Origin of the sequence: Kordia aestuariivivens (assembly GCF_014397005.1) — a bacterium.
GTDB lineage: Bacteria > Bacteroidota > Bacteroidia > Flavobacteriales > Flavobacteriaceae > Kordia > Kordia aestuariivivens.
The window spans coordinates 1-21942 of the sequence record NZ_JACGWS010000004.1; the positions used below are offsets into that span (position 1 = coordinate 1).

At 33.3% G+C, this 21942-nt stretch carries 19 protein-coding genes and 1 pseudogene; 12 read left to right on the top strand and 8 right to left on the bottom strand.

Going from position 1 to position 21942, the window contains the following annotated elements; all coding sequences use genetic code 11:
* Nucleotides 1-163: 163 nt before the first annotated feature.
* Nucleotides 164-250, bottom strand: a pseudogene (locus H2O64_RS24025) (alpha/beta hydrolase); the annotation flags it as partial.
* Nucleotides 251-526: 276 nt separating this feature from the next.
* A complete protein-coding gene (locus H2O64_RS07410; protein WP_187561549.1) occupies nt 527-1189 on the bottom strand; it encodes an alpha/beta fold hydrolase in 663 nt (220 codons plus the stop codon).
* Nucleotides 1190-1302: 113 nt separating this feature from the next.
* On the opposite strand from H2O64_RS07410, the gene H2O64_RS07415 reads away from it, so the two are divergent.
* A complete protein-coding gene (locus H2O64_RS07415; RefSeq protein WP_187561550.1) occupies nt 1303-1599 on the top strand; it encodes a GNAT family N-acetyltransferase in 297 nt (98 codons plus the stop codon).
* A 51-nt stretch (nt 1600-1650) separates the two neighbouring features.
* Here the strand turns inward: H2O64_RS07415 and H2O64_RS07420 are convergent, their stop codons facing one another.
* Both H2O64_RS07420 and mtaB read right to left on the bottom strand, forming a co-directional pair.
* Complete coding sequence (locus H2O64_RS07420; RefSeq protein ID WP_187561551.1) at nt 1651-2553, bottom strand: DUF6438 domain-containing protein; 903 nt, start codon at nt 2551-2553, stop codon at nt 1651-1653.
* Nucleotides 2554-2690: 137 nt separating this feature from the next.
* The gene (gene mtaB / locus H2O64_RS07425) at nt 2691-4028 is read right to left on the bottom strand and encodes a tRNA (N(6)-L-threonylcarbamoyladenosine(37)-C(2))-methylthiotransferase MtaB (RefSeq protein ID WP_187561552.1); all 1338 of its coding nucleotides are present in this window, start codon (nt 4026-4028) and stop codon (nt 2691-2693) included.
* Between the two features lie 144 nt (nt 4029-4172).
* Between mtaB and H2O64_RS07430 the strand changes: the two genes are divergently transcribed.
* The 3 genes from H2O64_RS07430 (at nt 4173) to H2O64_RS07440 (ending at nt 6710) form a co-directional block, all read left to right on the top strand.
* Nucleotides 4173-5789, top strand: coding sequence for an ABC transporter substrate-binding protein (locus H2O64_RS07430; RefSeq protein ID WP_187561553.1), 1617 nt, complete (start codon nt 4173-4175; stop codon nt 5787-5789).
* A 340-nt stretch (nt 5790-6129) separates the two neighbouring features.
* On the top strand, nt 6130-6393 hold the full coding sequence (locus tag H2O64_RS07435) for a hypothetical protein (protein ID WP_187561554.1): 264 nt from the start codon (nt 6130-6132) through the stop codon (nt 6391-6393).
* Between the two features lie 17 nt (nt 6394-6410).
* Nucleotides 6411-6710 carry a hypothetical protein gene (locus H2O64_RS07440; protein WP_187561555.1) on the top strand — a complete coding sequence of 100 codons (300 nt, stop codon included), beginning with the start codon at nt 6411-6413 and terminating at the stop codon, nt 6708-6710.
* A 78-nt stretch (nt 6711-6788) separates the two neighbouring features.
* On the opposite strand, the gene H2O64_RS07445 is transcribed toward H2O64_RS07440, so the two are convergent.
* The 3 genes from H2O64_RS07445 to H2O64_RS07455 all read right to left on the bottom strand — a co-directional run bounded on the left by H2O64_RS07445 (nt 6789) and on the right by H2O64_RS07455 (nt 8776).
* On the bottom strand, nt 6789-7064 hold the full coding sequence (locus H2O64_RS07445; protein WP_187561556.1) for a hypothetical protein: 276 nt from the start codon (nt 7062-7064) through the stop codon (nt 6789-6791).
* Between the two features lie 158 nt (nt 7065-7222).
* The gene (locus H2O64_RS07450) at nt 7223-8398 is read right to left on the bottom strand and encodes a GlmU family protein (protein WP_187561557.1); all 1176 of its coding nucleotides are present in this window, start codon (nt 8396-8398) and stop codon (nt 7223-7225) included.
* 126 nt (nt 8399-8524) lie between these two features.
* Nucleotides 8525-8776, bottom strand: coding sequence for a type B 50S ribosomal protein L31 (locus tag H2O64_RS07455; RefSeq protein ID WP_187561558.1), 252 nt, complete (start codon nt 8774-8776; stop codon nt 8525-8527).
* A 146-nt stretch (nt 8777-8922) separates the two neighbouring features.
* Between H2O64_RS07455 and H2O64_RS07460 the strand changes: the two genes are divergently transcribed.
* Together H2O64_RS07460 and H2O64_RS07465 are read left to right on the top strand one after the other, a co-directional pair.
* Nucleotides 8923-9426 carry a DUF4199 domain-containing protein gene (locus tag H2O64_RS07460; protein ID WP_187561559.1) on the top strand — a complete coding sequence of 168 codons (504 nt, stop codon included), beginning with the start codon at nt 8923-8925 and terminating at the stop codon, nt 9424-9426.
* Between the two features lie 9 nt (nt 9427-9435).
* Nucleotides 9436-10392, top strand: a complete 957-nt coding sequence (locus H2O64_RS07465) for a glycosyltransferase family 2 protein (RefSeq protein WP_187561560.1) — start codon at nt 9436-9438, stop codon at nt 10390-10392.
* Here the strand turns inward: H2O64_RS07465 and H2O64_RS07470 are convergent.
* On the bottom strand, nt 10389-13034 hold the full coding sequence (locus H2O64_RS07470; protein ID WP_187561561.1) for a T9SS type B sorting domain-containing protein: 2646 nt from the start codon (nt 13032-13034) through the stop codon (nt 10389-10391). The two genes, H2O64_RS07465 and H2O64_RS07470, sit on opposite strands and share 4 nt — an antisense overlap.
* A gap of 97 nt (nt 13035-13131) precedes the next feature.
* Here H2O64_RS07470 and H2O64_RS07475 point away from each other — a divergent pair, with 97 nt between their 5' ends.
* The 6 genes from H2O64_RS07475 (at nt 13132) to H2O64_RS07500 (ending at nt 21937) form a co-directional block, all read left to right on the top strand.
* On the top strand, nt 13132-14856 hold the full coding sequence (locus tag H2O64_RS07475) for a phospho-sugar mutase (RefSeq protein WP_187561562.1): 1725 nt from the start codon (nt 13132-13134) through the stop codon (nt 14854-14856).
* Nucleotides 14856-16700, top strand: coding sequence for an ABC transporter ATP-binding protein (locus H2O64_RS07480; RefSeq protein ID WP_187561563.1), 1845 nt, complete (start codon nt 14856-14858; stop codon nt 16698-16700). The genes H2O64_RS07475 and H2O64_RS07480 overlap by 1 nt, the downstream gene beginning before the upstream one ends.
* Before the next feature lie 315 nt (nt 16701-17015).
* Nucleotides 17016-17510 carry an RNA polymerase sigma factor gene (locus H2O64_RS07485; protein WP_187561564.1) on the top strand — a complete coding sequence of 165 codons (495 nt, stop codon included), beginning with the start codon at nt 17016-17018 and terminating at the stop codon, nt 17508-17510.
* A 30-nt stretch (nt 17511-17540) separates the two neighbouring features.
* Nucleotides 17541-18071 carry a hypothetical protein gene (locus H2O64_RS07490; protein ID WP_187561565.1) on the top strand — a complete coding sequence of 177 codons (531 nt, stop codon included), beginning with the start codon at nt 17541-17543 and terminating at the stop codon, nt 18069-18071.
* A gap of 10 nt (nt 18072-18081) precedes the next feature.
* Nucleotides 18082-18534 (top strand): sensor of ECF-type sigma factor, encoded by a 453-nt coding sequence (locus H2O64_RS07495; protein WP_187561566.1) that lies wholly within the window; start codon nt 18082-18084, stop codon nt 18532-18534.
* A gap of 301 nt (nt 18535-18835) precedes the next feature.
* Nucleotides 18836-21937, top strand: a complete 3102-nt coding sequence (locus H2O64_RS07500; protein ID WP_187561567.1) for a patatin-like phospholipase family protein — start codon at nt 18836-18838, stop codon at nt 21935-21937.
* Nucleotides 21938-21942 lie beyond the last annotated feature (5 nt).

Consider the following 21942-nt stretch of genomic DNA (forward strand, 5'->3'; position numbering starts at 1 on the left):
GCGCTTTTTCCAGAGGTGTTTCTAGTTTTTTCTGAAAAACTAGAATCGTATTTGTTTTCCTAAATTTTTTCCAAGGCTTCAAAAATTTTTAACGGAAAACAACTACTACACTGCGGAAAAAGAATAACCGCTTCAAAAAAATTAATACAAAACTTTTTTAACTCTACTCCTTAATTAATCGTGGTAAGTTTTCATTGAACCATTTGTACTTATTGATGATCATAATGTGCGTTCCGCCTTTTATTGGAATGTGAATTAAAGAAATACTAGACAAATAAGATAACCTTGGAAGTACAAAAATTCGCTTTTAGTTTATTATTTTCATTTTCTTTGCTCGCCCAAAGAAAAGAAACAAAAGAAAAGGCGCTTTTTCCAGAGGTGTTTCTAGTTTTTTCTGAAAAACTAGAATCGTATTTGTTTTCCTAAATTTTTTCCAAGGCTTCAAAAATTTTTAACGGAAAACAACTACTACACTGCGGAAAAAGAATAATCGCTTCAAAAAAATTAATACAAAACTTTTTTAACTCTACTCCTTAATTAATCGTGGTAAGTTTTCATTGAACCATTTATACTTATTGATGATCATAATGTGCGTTCCGCCTTTTATTGGAATACAATCAGAAATGTATTGTATCGGAAATACACCATCTTTTTCACCGTGAATGTGAATGGTGCCTGGTAATGGTTTTTCTTGATTCCAGTTGACAATTTGCTCAATAGACCAATCTAAATAGTATTTATCGCGAACAGAAAGATATTCTTCATACAAATCTAATCGCTTAGCTACGAAATCATTAGTCGCATATTTACGAAACACATCTATACTGTTGACCAATCCTGTGGGGAAAATTTTGTAAATTTTAGTGGCTTTCGCAATTTTCATTCTGCGTGGCAATTCATGCTTCGTTTTTACCGTAGAAATCACAAAAAGCTTACGTACCTTGATGTGACGCGCCATTTCCTGCACTAAGATTCCGCCAAAAGAAACGCCAATTAAGACAATATTATCGTGTTGTATCTTTTGCGTCATGCGCAATGCATAATTGGCTAATGTTTCTCCCTTTTCGGGAATAAACCATTCCAAGAAATACATTTCAAATTCGTCTTCTGGTAATTTTATATGTTTAAATATAGAAGGATTTGCCGCCATTCCTGGCATGAAATATACAGGTGTTTTATGATCTTTCATATAGATAGTCGCACTAAAAACTCGGAAATCTAGTGTAAATTTTGTATCTTTGCAAAGTTAACCCAAGATTTTTTCTCCTAACACCATTTAAGATTAATTTAAATTAAACTGCTATGGATAATGAAATTGTTATCAATGATAACGAATTTTTACGTCAATTTGAATACAAAACAACTGATGGAATTGCGAAAATTGAGTATTCACTCCAAGAACGTAAAATATTTTTAACAAAACTGATTGTTCCCGAATCGCTTGATAATGATGATTTCAAGGACGCTTTTATCAGAATTGTTTTAGATAGTATTCAAGAACGAAACTTACGAGTTGTACCAACTAGCCCAAAGATTGCTAGTTTTTTACGAAAACACAAAGAGTATAAAGATCTACTGCCCGTGGGCGTTAGAATCTAATTCTACAAAAAAAAGGGAACGTTAAACGCTCCCTTTTTTTATGCTTAATTTTTACTTTTTCTTCAACTGCACCAAAACTTCTTTCGCCTTTTGTTCTACTTTTTCAAGCAATGCCTGCAATTCAACTGGCGCATTAGGTTTGTATCGAATGTGAATCTTTTTACCTTTATAAGTCAAGTATGTATTTTGAATATCCATAATGGTTGCATCATCATACTTCGCAGCGAAATTCGTAAAGTTCGATTGTTCAAATAGTGAAAACAATGCTTCCGATTCACTTTTTGCTAACTTTACCGTATGTTTCCCTTGGATTTCCGCATTGAATTTCCCGGTGTATACAACAGTTCCGTCAGCGTACATAACCATTGTAAATTCTTCACAAGTTCCTTTACATGGCGATTTATACAATGTTATAAAATCTCCTTCTGGAATAGTTCCTTTAGTTTGTTGACCTTCGGTAGGTTTTACAAACAAACCAACATCTGTTGTTTCTTTGGTTGGTATTTTTTCTTGTTTGGTAATCAACTTTTCATCTTCTATCATCATCTGTATTCTATTTGACACGACTTCATATTTTTTAAACTTGATTTTCACATCATCTCCAGATAATGTTGCGCGTTCTTTTTCAAAATTTATTGTAGACACTTTATACAATGCATTTGTCACTGCCATTGAAAAATCAGAATCGCAACATAATTCAGTACACCCTAAATTACCTAGTTTTATACTATTTTTTCCGGTAATTTCATAAATTCCAACACAGCTGTTTTTATCTAGCTTCAGCGAAAATTCAGTAGCACTTCTTATCGTCAGAATGACATCGTTGGTAACTGCCATCTTTTTTCCATCTTGATTTAATTCGGAAACTTTCCATGAAGTTCCAATCAAATCTTTTGTAGACGCATCACAACTGATTAATGTGAGCACTAATATAGAGAGTATAGTTGTTTTCATTTGATATTTTTTATAGTTAAATATAAGTATCTGTTTACAATTAAAGATACATACCATACATATTTGCATGAATCGTACCAATCTTTCGACGACACTCAAGATACTTCGATAAAGCAACAAAAATTGAATATTGAAATCTAGCTTGAAGCAACGATTTCATTGACAAAATCAAACCGAACGATTCCGTCATCGTCAATTTTGGTAAGTGTGATTTCTTGTAAAGTATTGACCAATTCAGGATTCCAAGGTGCTTTGACTTTTACATAGTTTTCTGTAAATCCGTGAATGTATCCTTCTTTGTTTTCACCTTCGAATAAAACCGTTTTCGTTTTCCCAAGTTGGCTTTCGTAGAATCCTCTTCGCATCTTAACAGACAAACCACGAAGCATTTTGCTGCGTTTTTTACGCACATTTTGCGGCACAACACCTTCCATGTCGGCAGCAACTGTGTTTTCGCGTTCGGAATAGGTGAAAACGTGTAAGTATGAAATATCGAGTTCGGTTAAAAAATTATACGTTTCCAAGAATAATTCGTCCGTTTCGCCCGGAAAACCAACAATCACATCTACGCCAATACACGCATCTGGCATGACTTTTTTGATTCTCGTTACACGATCTACATACAATTCACGCATGTAGCGACGGCGCATTAAACGCAGTAATGTATTGCTTCCACTTTGCAATGGAATGTGAAAATGTGGTACAAATGTGCTGCTTTTTGATACGAAATCAATTGTTTCGTTTTTTAATAGATTTGGCTCAATAGAAGAAATTCGCAAGCGTTCAATTCCTTCCACTTTATCCAATTCTTGTACTAATTCTAGAAATGTGTGTTCGTGTTTTTTATTTCCAAATTCACCTTTTCCGTAATCGCCAATATTTACGCCCGTTAAGACAATTTCTTTGATATTTTGTTCAGAGATTTCTTTGGCATTTTTCAATACATTTTCCAACGTATCACTTCGCGAAATTCCTCTCGCAAGCGGAATGGTACAATAGGTACATTTATAGTCGCAACCATCTTGCACTTTTAAGAAAGCACGCGTACGATCGCCAACAGCATAACTTCCCACATAAAAATCAGCATCTTCAATTTCGCAAGAATGCACTTCTCCAAACTCATTTTTTGTAAGGTCATTGATATAATCTGTAATCTTGAATTTTTCTGTCGCACCAAGTACCAAATCAACACCATCAACTGCCGCTAATTCTTCTGGTTTCAATTGCGCATAGCAACCAACAGCCGCCACAAAAGCATCAGGATTTACTTTTTGTGCTTGTTTTACAATCGTTTTAAATCGTTTATCCGCATTTTCCGTCACACTACATGTATTGATGACATACATATCTGCATGTTCTGAAAAATCAACCTTTTCAAATCCTTCGTCCTGAAAGTTTCGAGCAATTGTAGACGTTTCTGAAAAATTCAGTTTGCAACCTAGTGTGTAAAAAGCGACTTTTTTTCTATCGTTCATTTCGGTACTTTTCTACCAAAACGGTAGCGATTTTAGTTTTTTATTGTGTACTTTTAAACCTTTAAATTCAAACAAAAAAAGCTAAATTATTAAAGGTGAAAGCCCGCAAATTTACAATTAATTCAGCATATGGTAAAATTAACAATGCAACATTTTAAATTGGTAATATCTTATATATCAATACTTTGTTTATTGTTGATTTCTTTTTCGTGTCAACAAAACAAAACTGACAACAGAGATCATTTGGTGTTTCGTTATAATGAGCATGCAAATATTACTTCTTTAGATCCTGCTTTCGCGAAAGATCAACGCAATATTTGGGCTGTACATCAACTATTTAATGGTTTGGTTGAAATGGATACCGATTTGAATGTAATTCCTTCTATTTCAAAAGCTTGGTATATTTCTAAAGATGCGTTGACATATACTTTTGTACTGCGTGATGATGTACAGTTTCACAAGCACGAATTGTTTGGAAAAGATAGTACGCGAACTGTAAATGCCTATGATTTTGAATATAGTTTTGGGCGAATTTTAGATGATAAATTAGCGTCTAGCGGACGTTGGATTTTTAAAAGTGTTGATCGGTTTGAAGCTACAAGTAATCAAATCTTTGTTATTACATTAAAACAACCTTTTCCTGCCTTTTTGAGTTTACTTACGATGAAATATTGCTCGGTTGTACCGAAAGAGATTGTGGAACATTATGGAAATGATTTTAGAGCAAATCCGATTGGAACTGGCCCTTTTCAGTTTAAGATTTGGGAAGAAAATACAAAGTTAGTTTTACGCAAAAATCCGATGTATTTTGAGAAAGATGCAGAAGGAAATGCATTGCCGTATTTGGAAGCAGTTGCCATTACTTTTTTACCCGATAAACAGAGTGAATTTTTACAGTTTGCACAAGGAAATATAGATTTTTTGAATTCGCTTGATCCTTCCTATCAAGATGAAATTTTAGATGCTTCTGGTCAGTTACGAGAAACGTATACAGAGAACATCAATATGACTTCCGGACCGTATTTGAATACCGAATATTTAGGAATTTTTATTGGCGATAGCACGAATGTTTCCAGTCATCATTTATTGCGAAAAGCCATGAATTATAGTTTTGATCGACAGAAAATGATCACGTATTTACGAAGCGGCATTGGAACGCCCGCCATTCACGGTTTTATCCCGAAAGGGTTGCCTGGTTTTGCCAATATTAAAGGGTTTGATTATGAACCTGAAAAAGCGAAAAATCTTGTGAATCAATATATAACAGCAACCGGAAATGCGTCGCCGGAAGTTTCTATCACAACCAACGGACAGTATTTGAATTTCTGCGAGTACATTCAGCGAGAGCTAGAAAAAATAGGCATCAAAGCTAGTGTAAATGTAATTCCCGCTTCTACCCTACGCGAATTACGTTCGAAAGGAGAATTGCCCATTTTTAGAGCCAGTTGGATTGCCGATTACCCAGATGCAGAGAATTATTTATCATTATTTTATAGCAAAAACTTCACGCCAAACGGTCCAAATTACACACATTTTAAACATCCACAGTTTGATGCTTGGTATGAAGAAGCCTTACGCGAAATTGAAGCGAGCAAACGCGCAAAATTATACACAAAAATGGATTCGCTACTAATTTCTGAAGCACCATTGGTTCCTTTGTATTACGATCAGGTTGTACGATTTACACAAAAAAACGTATCAGGCTTAGGCATGAATGCGTTGAATTTGTTAGAATTGAAACGTGTAAAGAAAGTACAGTAATTTTATTATTTATATTTAAAAAAATAGTTTAATCTAAAGCTATAAACCATAATATGAAGTTTTTATTTTCATTTTCTTTGCTTGCCCAAAGAAAACGAAACAAAAGAAAAGGCACTTTTTCTGGCAGGTATTTTTAGTTTTCTCTTCGGAAAACTAAAACCGAAAAACTTTTACTAAATTTTCTCCAAGGCTTCAAAAATTTTTAACGTAAAAGCTTTTCTATACTTCAGAAAAGGATTCGTTACTCATAAAAACCACATTCAATAATATTTCTTTCTTGTAACATTCTTATTTTTTTCGATACAGATAATGTATGCGTTACATTTAAAAGGAAAAGATTATGACAGGATCCGCAGTATATGAAGATTTAAAAAGAACCAGAAGAAGACGTACTAAAAGAACGCCTTTTGATAAAAACCTCCACTATTACAAAGACGAAGGAATTAAAAAAACATTCCCTAAAGCTACGGAAACTCAATTGGAAGTAATTCGCAAGAAAACGAAAAAACAACAACGTTTAGATATGCTAAAACTTGTGATTTCATTTGTTATAGCAATTCCATTGCTGTATGCTGGTTTGTATTATCTTGGAAGTATACTTTAATTTAAAATTTAGAACTCATGGGAGGATTTGTATCATTAGCGAACACGATTATTCGAAATAATAAACGCAAGCGTTTGGATAAGTTTGAACGCATAGAACGTTATATTGGCACTAAATCTTCTACGGCAGAATATAATGAAGCTACGCCACTACTATTGAAAAAAATTAAAGACCAAATACAAGAGCAACAACGACAATCGCGACGAAAAACACTGATTGTATTTTCTGTTGTTAGCTTAGTTATCATTCCAATAGTGTGCTACTTTTTATTTGTACATGAGTTTTCAAATGAAGTACCCTTAATTTTTCAATTTTAATTGATAAGATAGAAATTATATATATAAAGCCGTTATTTTTACAAATAACGGCTTTTCTATTTTTTAGATTGACAGTTTTCAAAAACGCCAATCATTATCATCTTTCTTCTTCCCCAAATCGTCAGGACTTTTGTTTTCGATTAAGAAATCTACTATTGGTTTTTCTTCTTCTTCAGATTTCCCAATGTCAGCAATTTTTGGTTTTCTGCGTTCTGCTTCTGCATAGTCTTTATGCCATTTCTTTTTGAATAGTTGATATGTTCCCCAACAACTAAGCGCACCAATTGGTATAAAAACCACCATTAACATTAGATCACTAAGTCCTCCTAGAATATCAGTTCCAGTAATTTCCATATACAATCCTAGAATTACACCCGCAATGAAAGCACCTCCGTAATAAAAAACTACGCCAAGTACACCATAAAGCCAAGCGAGCTTTTGATTGTATTTTTTTGCTAATTGAAAGAATTGTTTTCAAATTAGAATGATGATGATAATTTCAATCATATACTTTAATCTTTACGCCACTTTTTTGTTTCTTCAAATATGTGTGTTAATATAGCTTCGTCTTGTTCTGTGAATTCAATTTTTCGACGTGACATAACTACTTTAGCAACTTCAAACGCTTTTTTAGTAAGATAGGTTGTAAATCCGCTTGCGCCACCCCAACTGTAACTTGGCACAAAATTTCTTGGAAAACCTGAACCAAATATGTTTGCGTTGACACCAACGACAGTTCCTGTGTTAAACATTGTGTTGATTCCACATTTGCTGTGATCGCCCATCATGAGTCCACAAAATTGCAATCCTGTTTTTGCAAAGTTTTCTGTTTCGTAACTCCACAAACGCACAGGCGCATAGTTATTTTTAAGATTTGAATTGTTACTATCCGCTCCAATATTGCACCATTCGCCTAAGACAGAATTTCCTAAGAATCCGTCATGTCCTTTGTTAGAATAGCCCATTAATACTGAATTGTTCACTTCTCCACCAACTTTACAATACGGTCCTAAAGTTGTAGCTCCGTAAATTTTGGTCGCCAATTTTAACACTGAGTTTTCACACATTGCTAATGGGCCACGCACCACACTTCCTTCCATAATTTCAGCATCTTTCCCTATATAAATGGGTCCAGAGCTCGCGTTTAACGTACAGAAATTTAATGTTGCGCCTTCTTCTATAAATATATTTTCAGGAGCTATTACATTTACTGTCGCAGGAATTGGTTGCGAAGTTCGATCGTTAGTGATTAAATCAAAATCAGCTTGAATGGCTTCTGCATTTTTCGAGAAAATATCCCACGTATTTTCTATTCGCAAGCATGCTGCTTCATACGAAATAATAGCATACGCATCAAAATCAACCTCATCTTGCTCGTCAGTTGTGTGAAACGCAATAATTTCATCGTCAGCAAAAATGGCTTGCTTTGGTTTCAAATCTTGAATCATTGCGGTCAATTCTGCATTTGGTAAAAAAGAAGCATTGATCATCACGTTTTCTTCCAATTCTACCATTGGATATTTTTCAGACAAATAATCTTCTGTGATTGTTGTTGTAGTTCCACCAAGATGCATTTCCCACTTTTCTCTAATTGTCAGTATTCCAACTCTAATATCGGCAACAGGTCGCGTGTAGGTAAAAGGTAAGAGTGCGTTTCTTACGGTTCCATCAAAGAGAATATAGTTCATGTGTATGCTGAGTTTTTGTAAATGTAAAAAAAAGCTTTGCGTTTGTAAATAGGAATCTCGTTATTTTTCAAAAAAAAATGTCTCTCAGTTACCTGAAAGACATTTTGTATGATCTGATCGAAATTCTTATTTTTTGAATTTCGCGTATTTTGTTTTGAACTTATCAATACGTCCAGCTGTATCTACTAATTTAGATTTACCAGTGTAAAATGGATGTGAAGTTCTTGAAATTTCTAATTTGTATAATGGATACTCACTACCTTCATGTTCGATAGTTTCTTTAGTTTCCACAGTAGATTTTGTAAGAAATACATCATCGTTAGACATATCTTTAAAAGCTACTACTCTATAATTTTCTGGATGTATACCTTGTTTCATTTTGTGTAATCTTTATTGTGACTTTCTCAATTTTCGAGGTGCAAATTTAATTATTATTTCTGAATGTGCAACATTTTAATAAAAATATTTTGACATTTTATACGCTTGAATTTCTATATTTGTGATCTGCTTAAAAAACTGTATACATGTTTTCAAAAACATCTCATTTCGGAATTGCCTTAGGAATTCTGAATATTCTATTTTTCCTGCTGCAATATCAGCAAAATATTCATACCGATTCCAATAATATCTATGCAATTTTGATGTTACCAATTACGGTAGTCCTTATTATCATCGCAATTTTAAAAGCAAATAAGGATTTTAATGGCGAATTGTTTAGTATTCGTAAAGGATTACAAACAGGAATTGGTGTTATTTTGGTTGGTGGAATGATCCTTTGGGTATATCAAATTATACACGCAAATTTTATAGAGCCTGATTTTATTGATAAATTAGCTGCCGTAGCGCCAAAAAATTTAAAACTAAACGAACAATTTACACCTGAAGAAGTTGCAGAAAAAATTGCACTCTTTAAAGACAATTATAAATTTAGCCTATTTATTGATATTGTTTTGAAAAGCTTATTTACAGGATTTTTTGTTTCTTTGATTACTTCACTAGTAATTAATGCTTTTTATAAACAACGATAAGATCAATTTATGAATATATCTGTAGTTATACCATTACTCAACGAAGAAGAGTCTTTACAAGAGCTGTATGCTTGGATTGCGCGTGTAATGCAAGCAAACAATTATACGTATGAAGTATTTTTTATTGATGACGGAAGTACAGATCGTTCATGGGAGATTATTTTTGACTTGGCAATAAAACACGAGGAAGTAAAAGGAATTCGTTTTTTACGAAACTACGGAAAGTCGCAAGCGTTACACGCAGGTTTTAAAAAAGCCATTGGCGATGTTGTAATTACGATGGATGCCGATTTACAAGACAGTCCCGATGAAATTCCAGGATTATTCAAATTGATTACAGAAAAAGATTTTGACTTGGTTTCTGGTTGGAAAAAGAAACGCTACGATTCTGTTATCGCAAAAAATATTCCTTCAAAATTATTTAATTGGGCAGCCAGAAGAACTTCTGGATTGAAACTACACGATTTTAACTGCGGTTTAAAGGCGTATAAAAATATAGTGATTAAGAATGTTGATGTGTATGGAGAAATGCACCGTTACATTCCTGTATTGGCTAAAAACGCTGGTTTTGGTAATATTGGCGAGCAAGTAGTACAACATCAAGCACGAAAGTACGGGAAAACGAAATTTGGCTATGATCGTTTTATTAATGGATTTTTAGATTTGATAACGATTTGGTTTTTATCTAAATTCGGAAAACGTCCCATGCATTTATTTGGCGCTTTAGGTGTGATGATGTTTATGATCGGTTTCGCAGCGGCTGGTTATATTGGAATTACAAAATTATACAAACTCGCGTATGATTTGCCTGCGATTTTAGTCACAAAAAATCCTTGGTTTTATATTTCATTAGCCACTATGATTATAGGAACACAGTTTTTCTTGGCAGGTTTCTTAGGAGAAATTATATTGCGAAGCAAACGCGATAAGGAACGTTATAAAATCAGCGAAACAGAGAATGTTTAACGCTTCAACGTTACATTCCCTGTGATGACTCTTCCATTTTCAAGCACTAATTTATACCAATAATCGCCTGATGGCAACGGAACACCTTTGTATGTGCCGTCCCATTCGCTATTAGCTTTAATGTAGTTTAAATTCTTTCCATATCGATCATACAATTCTATGATTGCATTTGGGTAATATTCTTTTTGAAGCAATTGCCAAGTATCATTGTAACTATCTCCATTTGGTGTGAAAAATTTTGGAAAACCTCCAACTAAAATCGTTTCAGAAGCAGCGTTACATTCGCCACGTTTCACAACAATATCATACACGCCTGGATACACATTGACAAATTCGTTACTTTCAGAAAAAGTTGTTCCACCATTGATGGAATAGCTAAAAATACTTTCAGGATTATTTTCTTCTACAACGATGATGTTTATTGCGTTTACATCTTGAAAGTCTTGTACTTCTATACGATCAATTGTCAATGAAGGTTCTTCTGCTACCACAAACGCTATTTCTTTTTCACAACCTGCAGTATTTGAAATTATTACGGTATACACGCCTGTTTCTGCCACCTCAATGGATGATGTTGTTGCATTGGTTGACCACAAGTAACTCGCATACGTTTCTTCAAAAGATAACAAAACTGTAGCACCTTCATTTCCACATAAAAAAGCTTGCTGATCACCTATTTCTGGCTGAGCAACAATATTTACCATAATACTTCCGATGAAACCACATTCAGTTCCGTAGGAAACTCTAAAAAACAGTTCGCCGTCAATGTTTATGTTAATTGGTGACGCATCCGAGAGTTGATTATCTTGTAACAACGCATCATTTCTAGTATTATAAACACCAATAGTAGCGCCGGGGAAATCATTTTCTAAGGTATCTTCTACTTGTGTAATGGAAATACCTGTACCGTTTACTTCACAAACATCGATAGTGTCGTATACACCTAAATTGGTTCCTGAATTTACTTGCAATCGTATTTGTGCAATCGCAAAACAATCGATGTATGAAAAGACTCTTGCGTATAAAACTTGTGAGTTTACCGTATTTGCATATATAAAATTTGTCAGTGAGTTTTCGTTCATTTGCGCATCATTCATACTTTCATAAAATGAAATATTTATGTCAGCACTGCCATTATCTTCTTCAATAATAGTAATTGCTTCTTGCAGATTAAAGATTGATAAACCATCTGAATCATTATCATCAACATCACATTGTTCTAGTATAAATAGTGAATTTATACTTGGTGTTTCTTGAATGACAACAACTTCCGTAAATAATTGACTAGGCGCATTTGAAAAAGCAACATTTATAGTCACCGTATATGACCCAGAACTTGAGAACGTATGCGTTGGTGAAATTAAAGTAGATGTATTGTTACTTCCAGAAGCTGGATCGCCAAAATTCCAATCAATACTTATAATTGTATTATCAGAAGTTACCGTGAAAGAAGTTGCATCACCGAAACAAAAATTTTCAATAGTTGCTATACTTTCATAATACGATTGCACCGAAGCTGGCAAACCAAAACGTGCAGAACTAAATCCTAAATCAACACTTTGAAAATCAAAATTACAATCTGCTCCTGCTAAATTTGCCGTATTTATGGTAGATAATTTATTTCCAGGTAATGAATGATAAATTCGTTTGTCCATTCCCAATTGTAGACTTCCCGCTAAAGAAGATATTACTTGCGCTTGCAAATAATTGTGGACAATGTATTTTGTACTTGGAACATCTGTAGCATTCACATCATATTGTTGCAATTGCATATTCGCAGTCGCTCCAGAGAATAATTTTCCAGAAGCATACAATTTAGATGAATTTGAAGAAAACTCAACGCCATAAAACATTAAATCATTTTCTAAAAATTCGCTATTTGACACCAATCCAGTAGCGCTATCAAAATCATATAAATACAATGAACCGGCTTGTACTGGCTCAAATAATGTGTGTGCAATTGCTAGTTTTCTCCCGTTAGGTGAAATTTTCATACTTCCTCTAATATTTCTATAATCGGAAATATTAGGCAATACATTAGAAGTTACAGGATTTGTATCTACGCCAGCCGCTGTTACTTTAAACGAGAAAAACTGATTATTTCGATGTGTAACTACCCAATAATTTCCATCAGAACTCAATGAAGCACTAACTTTTTCGGAAGTACTAGATAATAAATTGATATTTTTTGTGGTTACTGCGCCCAATCCACCAGCTAGTGATATATCGACAATAGAATAATTAAATCCATTACTTTGATTAGGATTTGCACTATATGCGTCTACCACATCTGTAGTAAAAATATAGTAGATATTTGGATTCCCGGGATTTGGAATTATAATAGACGATTGTGTACTGGTCTGACTTCCGATTAAGTCTGTACCATTTGACATAATTCCGTGCACACGATTCCATACGGTAACTCCATCTGTATAAAACAAGAGTGCCCCATTTGCATCTGAAATTGTTGAACAACCTTCCAGCGTATTTACTTGACCATTATCTAATATTACAGGTGTTCCCGAATTAAAATCTAGTCCAGCATTTACACCGAAAAACCAATTAGCGGTTTCACGTTGCGCATTTAAAGAGGTACAAAAGAATAGAAATATGCAAAAGAGTTTTAGAGTATTTTCTTTCATATTTTCATAGCAATACTATAAAGTTATCCAAAATATCCAATCTATCAAAATAGAAACCAAATGAATTCGTTATTTTTGTTTTTTAAAACTCCTATAAATGACAAAGATTGACGCTAAAATTTTGGAAAAAGCAACTGCTTGGCTCTCACCAAATTTTGATTCAGATACACAAACAAAAATACAACAGCTTATAGCTAATGATCCGAAAGAACTCACAGAAAGTTTTTATACAAATTTGGCTTTTGGAACTGGAGGAATGCGTGGCGTTATGGGACCTGGAACCAACAGAATCAATAAATATACTTTAGGTAAAAATACACAGGGATTAAGCAATTATCTCAAAAAAATATATCCAAATGAACAACTAAAAGTTGCCATTGCGTACGATTGTAGACACAATAGTAAGTCGCTAGCACAAACAGTTGCCAATGTATTTTCTGCAAATGATATTCAAGTATATTTATTTTCAGATTTACGTACAACACCAGAATTATCGTTTGCTGTAAAATATTTAGATTGTCATACCGGAATTGTATTAACAGCTTCGCACAATCCGCCAGAATACAACGGTTACAAAGTATATTGGTCAGATGGTGGACAAATTGTACCACCAGAAGATGACGAAATTATTCAAGAAATTAATCAATTAGATTTTGCTCAAATCAAGTTTGAAGCAAAAGATGATTTAATTCATTTGGTTGATACGGAAGTCGATGAAGCTTTTGCAAACGCAAGTGTGGCAAATGCCGATTTTAAAGTATCTGGAAAAGATAATTTAAAAATTGTATTCACTTCATTACACGGAACTTCTATCACCATGATTCCTGATGTTTTGAAAAAAGCTGGATACACTAATGTTCATATTGTTGAAGAACAGGCAAAACCCGATGGAGATTTTCCAACAGTTGTTTCGCCAAATCCAGAAGAACCAGAAGCCTTAAAAATGGCGATGCAATTAGCAGAAAAAGTACATGCTGATATTGTTGTTGGAACAGATCCTGATGGCGATCGTTTGGGTATTGCTGTCCGAAATTTAGAAGGAGAAATGATGTTATTGAACGGAAATCAAACCATGGTTGTCATGACTGATTTCTTATTACAACAATGGAAAAACAATAATAAAATCAACGGAAAACAATTTATTGGCTCTACGATTGTATCAACACCAATGATGGAAAAATTAGGAGAAGCGTATAATGTAGAATGCAAAATTGGCTTAACTGGCTTTAAATGGATTGCCAAAATGATCAAAGATTTTCCTGAATTGGAATTTATTGGCGGTGGCGAAGAAAGCTTCGGATTCATGACAGGCGACTTTGTACGTGACAAAGATGCAGTCACAGCAACATTGTTGGCATGTGAGATTGCAGCGCAAGCAAAAGCCAATGGAAGCTCCTTTTTTGCGTCTCTAATTGACATGTATGTAGCGCATGGTTTCTACAAAGAAAAATTGGTTTCTTTGGTGAAGAAAGGAATGGATGGCGCCGCTGAAATCAAGCAAATCATGGTAGATTTGAGAGAAAATCCACTCACTACTATTGATGGTTCAAAAGTAATCCGAATTGAAGATTATCAAGCTTCTACAACTACTGACATGGAGCATGGTACAAAAACACCTATTTCAATTCCGAAATCAAATGTTTTAATCTATTACACGGCAGATGGCACTAAAATTGCAGCACGTCCGAGCGGTACAGAACCGAAAATAAAATTCTATTTTAGTGTAAACCTGCCTTTAGCAAACAAAGCAGATTTCGCAACTGTAGAAAAACAACTCGATGCAAAAATTGATCGCATCGTACAAGAAATGAAACTCAACTAATGAAATATTTTAAAAAAATTGCGCACTTTATAAGACCTTATAAAAAATATGCGCTACTTAATATTTTCTTTAACATGCTATATGCTTTATTTTCTGCATTAGCATTTATGGTTTTAATGCCATTACTAAATATTCTTTTTGATAAAGACACAGAAAAAATAACAGAAGAACCAACTTACCAAGGATTTACACAATTTGCTGATTACTTTGATAAGTACATAAATTATAACATTAGTGAAATTGCGGGAAGTGATGTTTCTAAAGCATTAACTATTGTCATTGCACTAATTTTATCCGTATTCTTCTTAAAAAATATCTTTAACTATTTAGCCATGTATTTTATTACATTTTTGAGAAATGGCGTGTTAACTGATATTCGAAATGATTTATACAAAAAAACAGTCGAATTACCGCTTTCTTTTTATTCCGAAAAACGAAAAGGTGACATGATGGCAAGAATTGGTACTGATGTGTTGGAAATACAACATTCCTTTCTATCTATTTTAGAACTTGTTGTTCGTGAGCCACTTACAATCATATTTACAATTCTTTTCATGCTTACCATTAGTGTGAAATTAACTATTTTTGTATTCATTTTTATTCCTATTTCGGGATATATTATTTCTTTAATAGGTAAATCTCTAAAGAAAAAATCTGATCGTGTTCAGCGAGAACAAGGTACTTTTTTATCACTTTTAGAAGAGACGCTCGGTGGATTGAAAGTAATCAAAGGATTTGTTGCTGAACCACATTTCAATGGGAAGTTTCAAGAATCTACAGGACGATTTTTAAAATATTCAAACAAACTTTTAAATCGACTAAACTTAGCAAAACCAACAAGTGAGTTTTTAGGAATTTTGGTAATTGGTGTATTGCTTTGGTATGGTGGACACATGGTTTTAGTTGAAAAACTAGCAGATGGTGTTACACCTGCGCTAGATGGCGGAAAGTTCCTTACATTTATGGGTTTAGCATATAACATTTTAACGCCTGCAAAAGCAATTAGTAGAGCAAGTTATGGTGTAAAGAAAGGAAATGCTGCCGCAGAACGTGTATTAGAAATTCTCGAAACAAAAAGCCCTATTGAAGATGTACCAAATGCAAAAACAAAAGATGGTTTTAATACTGACATCAAACTAAATAATATATCTTTTAAATATGATGACGCGTATGTATTGAAAAACTTCTCACTAAACGTTCCAAAAGGAAAAACAGTTGCCTTGGTTGGACAATCGGGAAGCGGAAAAAGTACGATTGCAAACCTTGTTACGCGTTTTTACGATGTAAATGAAGGAAGTATTGAAATTGATGACGAGAATATCAAAACGCTCACAAAAACTTCACTACGCGGCTTAATGGGCTTGGTGACACAAGATTCTATTCTGTTTAATGATAGCATACGAAACAATGTGAAACTAGGAAAGCAAGATGCTACCGACGAAGAAGTAATTGATGCGTTAAAAATCGCGAATGCGTGGGAATTTGTCAAAGATTTACCCTCAGTGCTCGATCATAATGTGGGTGATTCTGGCGGAAAGTTATCTGGTGGACAAAAACAACGTTTGAGTATTGCCAGAGCTGTCTTAAAAAATCCACCAATCATGATTTTGGACGAAGCTACTTCTGCCCTCGATACAGAAAGTGAACGCTTAGTACAAGTGGCACTCGAAAATATGATGAAGAACAGAACTTCCATCGTAATTGCGCACCGATTATCTACCATTCAAAATGCAGATATGATTGTCGTGATGCAAAAAGGTGAAATTGTAGAGCAAGGAACGCATGAAGAGTTAATTCTGAATAATAAAGTATATACGAAGTTGGTGCAAATGCAGTCGATATAGCTGTTAGCTGTTAGCTGTTAGCTGTTAGCGAAAATACTTTTACATTTTTAATTTAGCATCTTGACGCTTTTTTTTGCCACGAATACACGAATTATTTTTCTGTCATTGTTGGAGTTTTTAAACGTCACTTCGAGTGATTTTTTGAAATGAAATAAAGAAAAATTGTATCGAGAAGTATTTCTGTATCAAAGCTATTAGCGAAAATATTTTTTATCTTTAACTTAAACCATTATCTTTTTTTAAAGTCTAAAGACAAAACGCCAAGAATTGAACGTTGTTGAGATAAGCCTTATCGATGATTTAAAGAACCCGAAAATGCAAGAAAAAGCGTTTCGACAACTTGTGTCTACATACAAAGAACGCTTGTATTGGCATATTCGACGTATGGTGACGAGTCATGAAGATGCGGATGATGTGCTTCAAAATACATTTATAAAAGTGTTTAGAAGCATTGACAAGTTTAAAGGTGATAGCAAATTATATTCATGGATGTATCGCATTGCGACGAATGAATCAATTACATTTATCAATCAACGTGCAAAAAAAGCAGGAATTTCTTCGGAAGAATTACAAGATCATTTGGTGAATAATTTACAAGCTGATGTGTATTTTGAAGGCGATGAAATTCAGTTAAAACTGCAAAAAGCCATTGCAACATTACCGCAAAAACAACAATTGGTATTTACCATGAAGTATTTTGAAGACATTACCTATAAAGACATGAGCGAAGTTTTAGATACTTCGGTTGGTGCGTTGAAAGCATCGTATCATCATGCTGTAAAAAAAATAGAAGTATTTTTAACAGATTAAACCTTTTATCAGATTTAGAGTCAAACTATTGTGAAAAATAAAAAATTACATAACAACAATTTACCTTCTGGGTTTACAACTCCGAAAGACTACTTTGATACTTTTGAAGCGCGTCTTTTTGACAAGTTACACACAGAAAAAATAATTCCTAAAACTGAAGGTTTTAAAGTTCCTGAGACTTATTTTGATGGTTTAGAAGATACATTGGCGAATCAATTGTTTGCATCAGAAGAAAAAGAAACGAAGGTAATTTCACTCAACACTAAGAAAAATTACTTGAAATATATTGGATATGCAGCAGCAGCGTGTGTATTATTGTTAGGCGCAATCAATTTCTTTGGAACTACCACAACAGGAATTTCTATTGATAATGTTGTCAATAGTGAAATTAATACATTTATTGAAAATGATTTAATCGCATTGAATAATTACGAGTTACTAAGCGTATACGAAGAAGAAAACATTGATGTTGCAGCACTATTTGAAGTAAGCTTAAACGAAACAGAAACTATAGATTATTTGGAAAACACTGCAGATCCTTATGATTTGTTAATTGAATAATATCATGAATATGAAACTATATACTACAATTTTATTTTTGTGCTTTGGGCTTTTTGTTGGAATGGCACAAAACGGTAATTTTGGCAAAAAAAATAAAGAGAAAATTAAAGCATTAAAGATTGCCTATTTTACAGAAAATTTAGATTTAACTGAAAAAGAAGCACAACAATTTTGGCCTATATACAATGCGTATGATGATAAAAATCATGAGTTGCGTGTAAAAGGAATGACTAAAATAAAAAGAGATGCTGACAATTTGGATAGCATGACGGACGCAGAAGCAACTACTGTTTTGAATAGAATTGAAAACTTGGAAGCGGAAGTATACGAGAATAATAAGGATTTAATAAAAAAACTTAAAAAAATTCTTCCTGCAAAAAAAATCATCCGCTTGAAAAAAGCAGAACGCGATTTTAATAGAAAACTGATGAAACAGTTTCGTCAAAAGCGTCGTGGACAATAAAAATCAATGTCCTAAAAAACCTAGAATATTTTTAATATTCTTAACCTAAGCATTGATTAGAAAAGAGCATTTCTCACAAAGAAATGCTCTTTTTGTTTTAAACCTTTAATACTTAATGTAGTCTAATATACTGTATACTAAAACTGTAATAGTTATTCTTAGTTTACATTTTTTGGTGATTGGTTAAAAGGAGTGTTTTTATAAAGCACTCCTTTTCTATTTATACCCAATTTTAAAAATACCTACACATAAGTATTTTTATTTTCAAAATTGATTTGTAGCTTTAAGAAAAATAACACAGATGGATTCTAGCACAAAATATCAGTTTAGTTCTTTCAAATATTTCGAAAGAAACAATATATCAAAGCGCATCATTATTATTTTTATCATCCTTTCGGCTTTAATGATGATTTGCGGAAAAATGTTTTCAATTTACGATTGGATACTACATCCACAATTTACAGAGACAAGTGTTACGAAAGCTTGGTTTCTAGATAACACAACTACCTTACAGCAATGGATTTTTCATCTATTTTTTATATTCGATTTTGTTTGGGCGGCGTTGCTTTTTTATATTCTTGGAAGATATGTGCATACAAAAGCTACTGCGAATAGCATGCAATGGGTTTTTAAACTATTCGTTGTGCTCGCTAGTATCGCATATACGTTTGATTGTACTGAGAATTTTTACTATTTATTTAATAAAGAATATCCGCAAACCATTGTTTCCATTAAAATTGGCGCGTATGCAATTGCGCTCATTACCGTATTGGTAGTATTGTTGCGCTATTCCTTAAAGAATAGATTTTTGATTCTTAAAGAGTTTGTATCATCTTCCTGGATAAGTTTGCTGTTCTTAGTTATTATTGGACTTACCTTACCGAAAGCACCACAAGTAAATTCAATCATTGTAGATTTATACTATAAGCCTTTTTGGTTTGTAATTGTATTATTGCTACTCTTAGCTCCTATTTATTGCATTACATTATCACATTACCCTAACTACTTTTTACTGTCAAAGTCCAATCGAAAATTTAAAGATAAAGAATGGAAAATGACCAAATCTTTTGGAATATTTGGAATTGTTTGGTACAAAAATAAAAAAGGAAATACCAAAAAGAGTAATGAGTATGAAAGCTATATCAGCTTTTTACGCAGAACCATCGGTGTATTCTTTTATGCAGCTTTATTTTATATGATTGCCTATACCGCAGATACAAATTTTAGTATTGGTGTGAAACTTAGCGGATTTTCTAGTGTATTAGTGATTGCGCTGATATGGTGGTTGTATGTATTAAAAAAGAAGAAAGATAAATGGTGGTTATATTATGAAAATAGCATCAAAAAAGCAGATAACGAATTTGATGATTTATATATAATTAAAGATGATACTTCTAAGCCTAAAAGTCCTATGGTGAGCTATATTATATTTTTAACTTTGACACTTGTGGCGCATCTCCTACTGTTCATTTTATTATTGTGGTTTGAACATCCGTATAATTATACCACCGTCATTATAAGTCTTGTGTGCGTTACACTTCAAGCCATAACCTATACGTATTACAGAACATATAGAACGTTGTTTAAATATACTTTTTTCAATGAAAACAACACCGCTATTTTCACTGCTTTTCCATTGCTATATGATCAAACAGATACGCGTAGTGACGAACTAAAGAAAAAAGAAATTCTTACGATGTTTGAGAAAAACAATTTCTTTGGTCAATCTTCTTTTTTCAAAATGCTTTCAAAAATAAGAATAGGTTCATTATCCTTAGGTTCTTTGAGTAATAATGTGATTTTTTTACAAATTATAGCCTACTTTGGAGTTGCAAACACGTTGTTTTTAGCAGCGATTAATATATGGCCAACGTTTGCAATGAAGGTGAATGCTATCATTATTATACTTTCGTATTTCTTCCTATTGTATGGTATTATCGTCATTATTTTAAAACATTTTATTTATTACAATTTAGCTGAAGATGATTTTGCGCAACGCAACAAGAAAAAATTCTTTTTCACAGTATACACGACTGTTTTACTGCTTGTTATTTTTAGTTATTTAGCCCGATCTAACGAAAGTTCTGCCAATAATTTATTTGAATTGGCACAAATAGAAGATACGACTCAAAAGAAAGTGACTTTACAGGAATACACTAAAAACTTACCCAATACACGTTATTATATTGGTTGTTATGGCGGTGGAATGAAAGCAAATGCTTGGACAATGACAGTATTAAATGCGTTGGATAAAAACAACACTTTATATGACAAAACGGTTTGCATGTCTGGTGCTTCTGGTGGTACTATCGGATTGATTAATTATTCTGTGATTAAACATGAAATCAGCGATTTAGAAAAACGAAATGCTGCTATTAAAAGAATTGGCACAGAGAATATATTATCAATGGACTTAGCCCATTTATTTGGTAGAGATTGGTTTACACATGTATTCTTGCCTATTAATTTGCAGGGGAAAGATCGATCAACTGGAGCAATGCGTACGTATGCAGAATATGCAAATCCTACATTTAATGAAGCTGCTTTTCAATCCAAAACATACAGACAATATTGGAATGAAATGTATGCCAAAAGAGAGAATCGTTTTCCAATACTGATTAGCAATTCAACCAATATTAAAGGACGACAAGGAATGGCGGTTTCAGTACCAACGGAAGGTATTTCACATCAGATTTTATATTTGGGGGCAAACGATATTTTAGCGTTGGACAATGATAAAACATTAAGTTTTTACAATGCTGCATCAACTACAAATAGGTTTCCATTAATTAGTCCTGCGGCTACTATTGAAGGTGAAGGACAATACAACGATGGTGGAATTTACGAGAATTCTGGTCTGTTATCTGCTTATAAATTATACGAAGCAATTAATGAATTAGATCCTTCTGCAGAACAAAAAAAGACAGTTTTTATTAATATTATAAATGATAAAGCGCAATATGTCAAATCGCGAATGGATAGTATTATGGGAATCTGTAAAGGAGGAAGAATTAATAAATCTAATGAAATTTCTGCCATTGTAAATTCAGTTGCTGCCACCGAAATGTTTCCTGGATATATTAAGGATAAATTGAAACTATTAACCATTCAGAATGATAGCGTTACTTTTGAAAGTCTTTATTTGCCACATAAATTTGACTTTGACGATATCCAAGCTATTTACGGTATGGATGTAAAAAATACTGCATGTGTAAAAACGATTGCTGAAATGATAGAAACGAACAATACCGAAATTAAAAATTTAATGGAAGGTTGTTCTAAAGAAACAAATACAATTATTGAACCCGAAATGAGTCGTGTAATGGCAGTACCTGCTTTTGATTTTATGCAATATATGCTGAATCATAGCAGTATAAAAAGTACGATTGAAAAGTTGCAGTAGTGCCT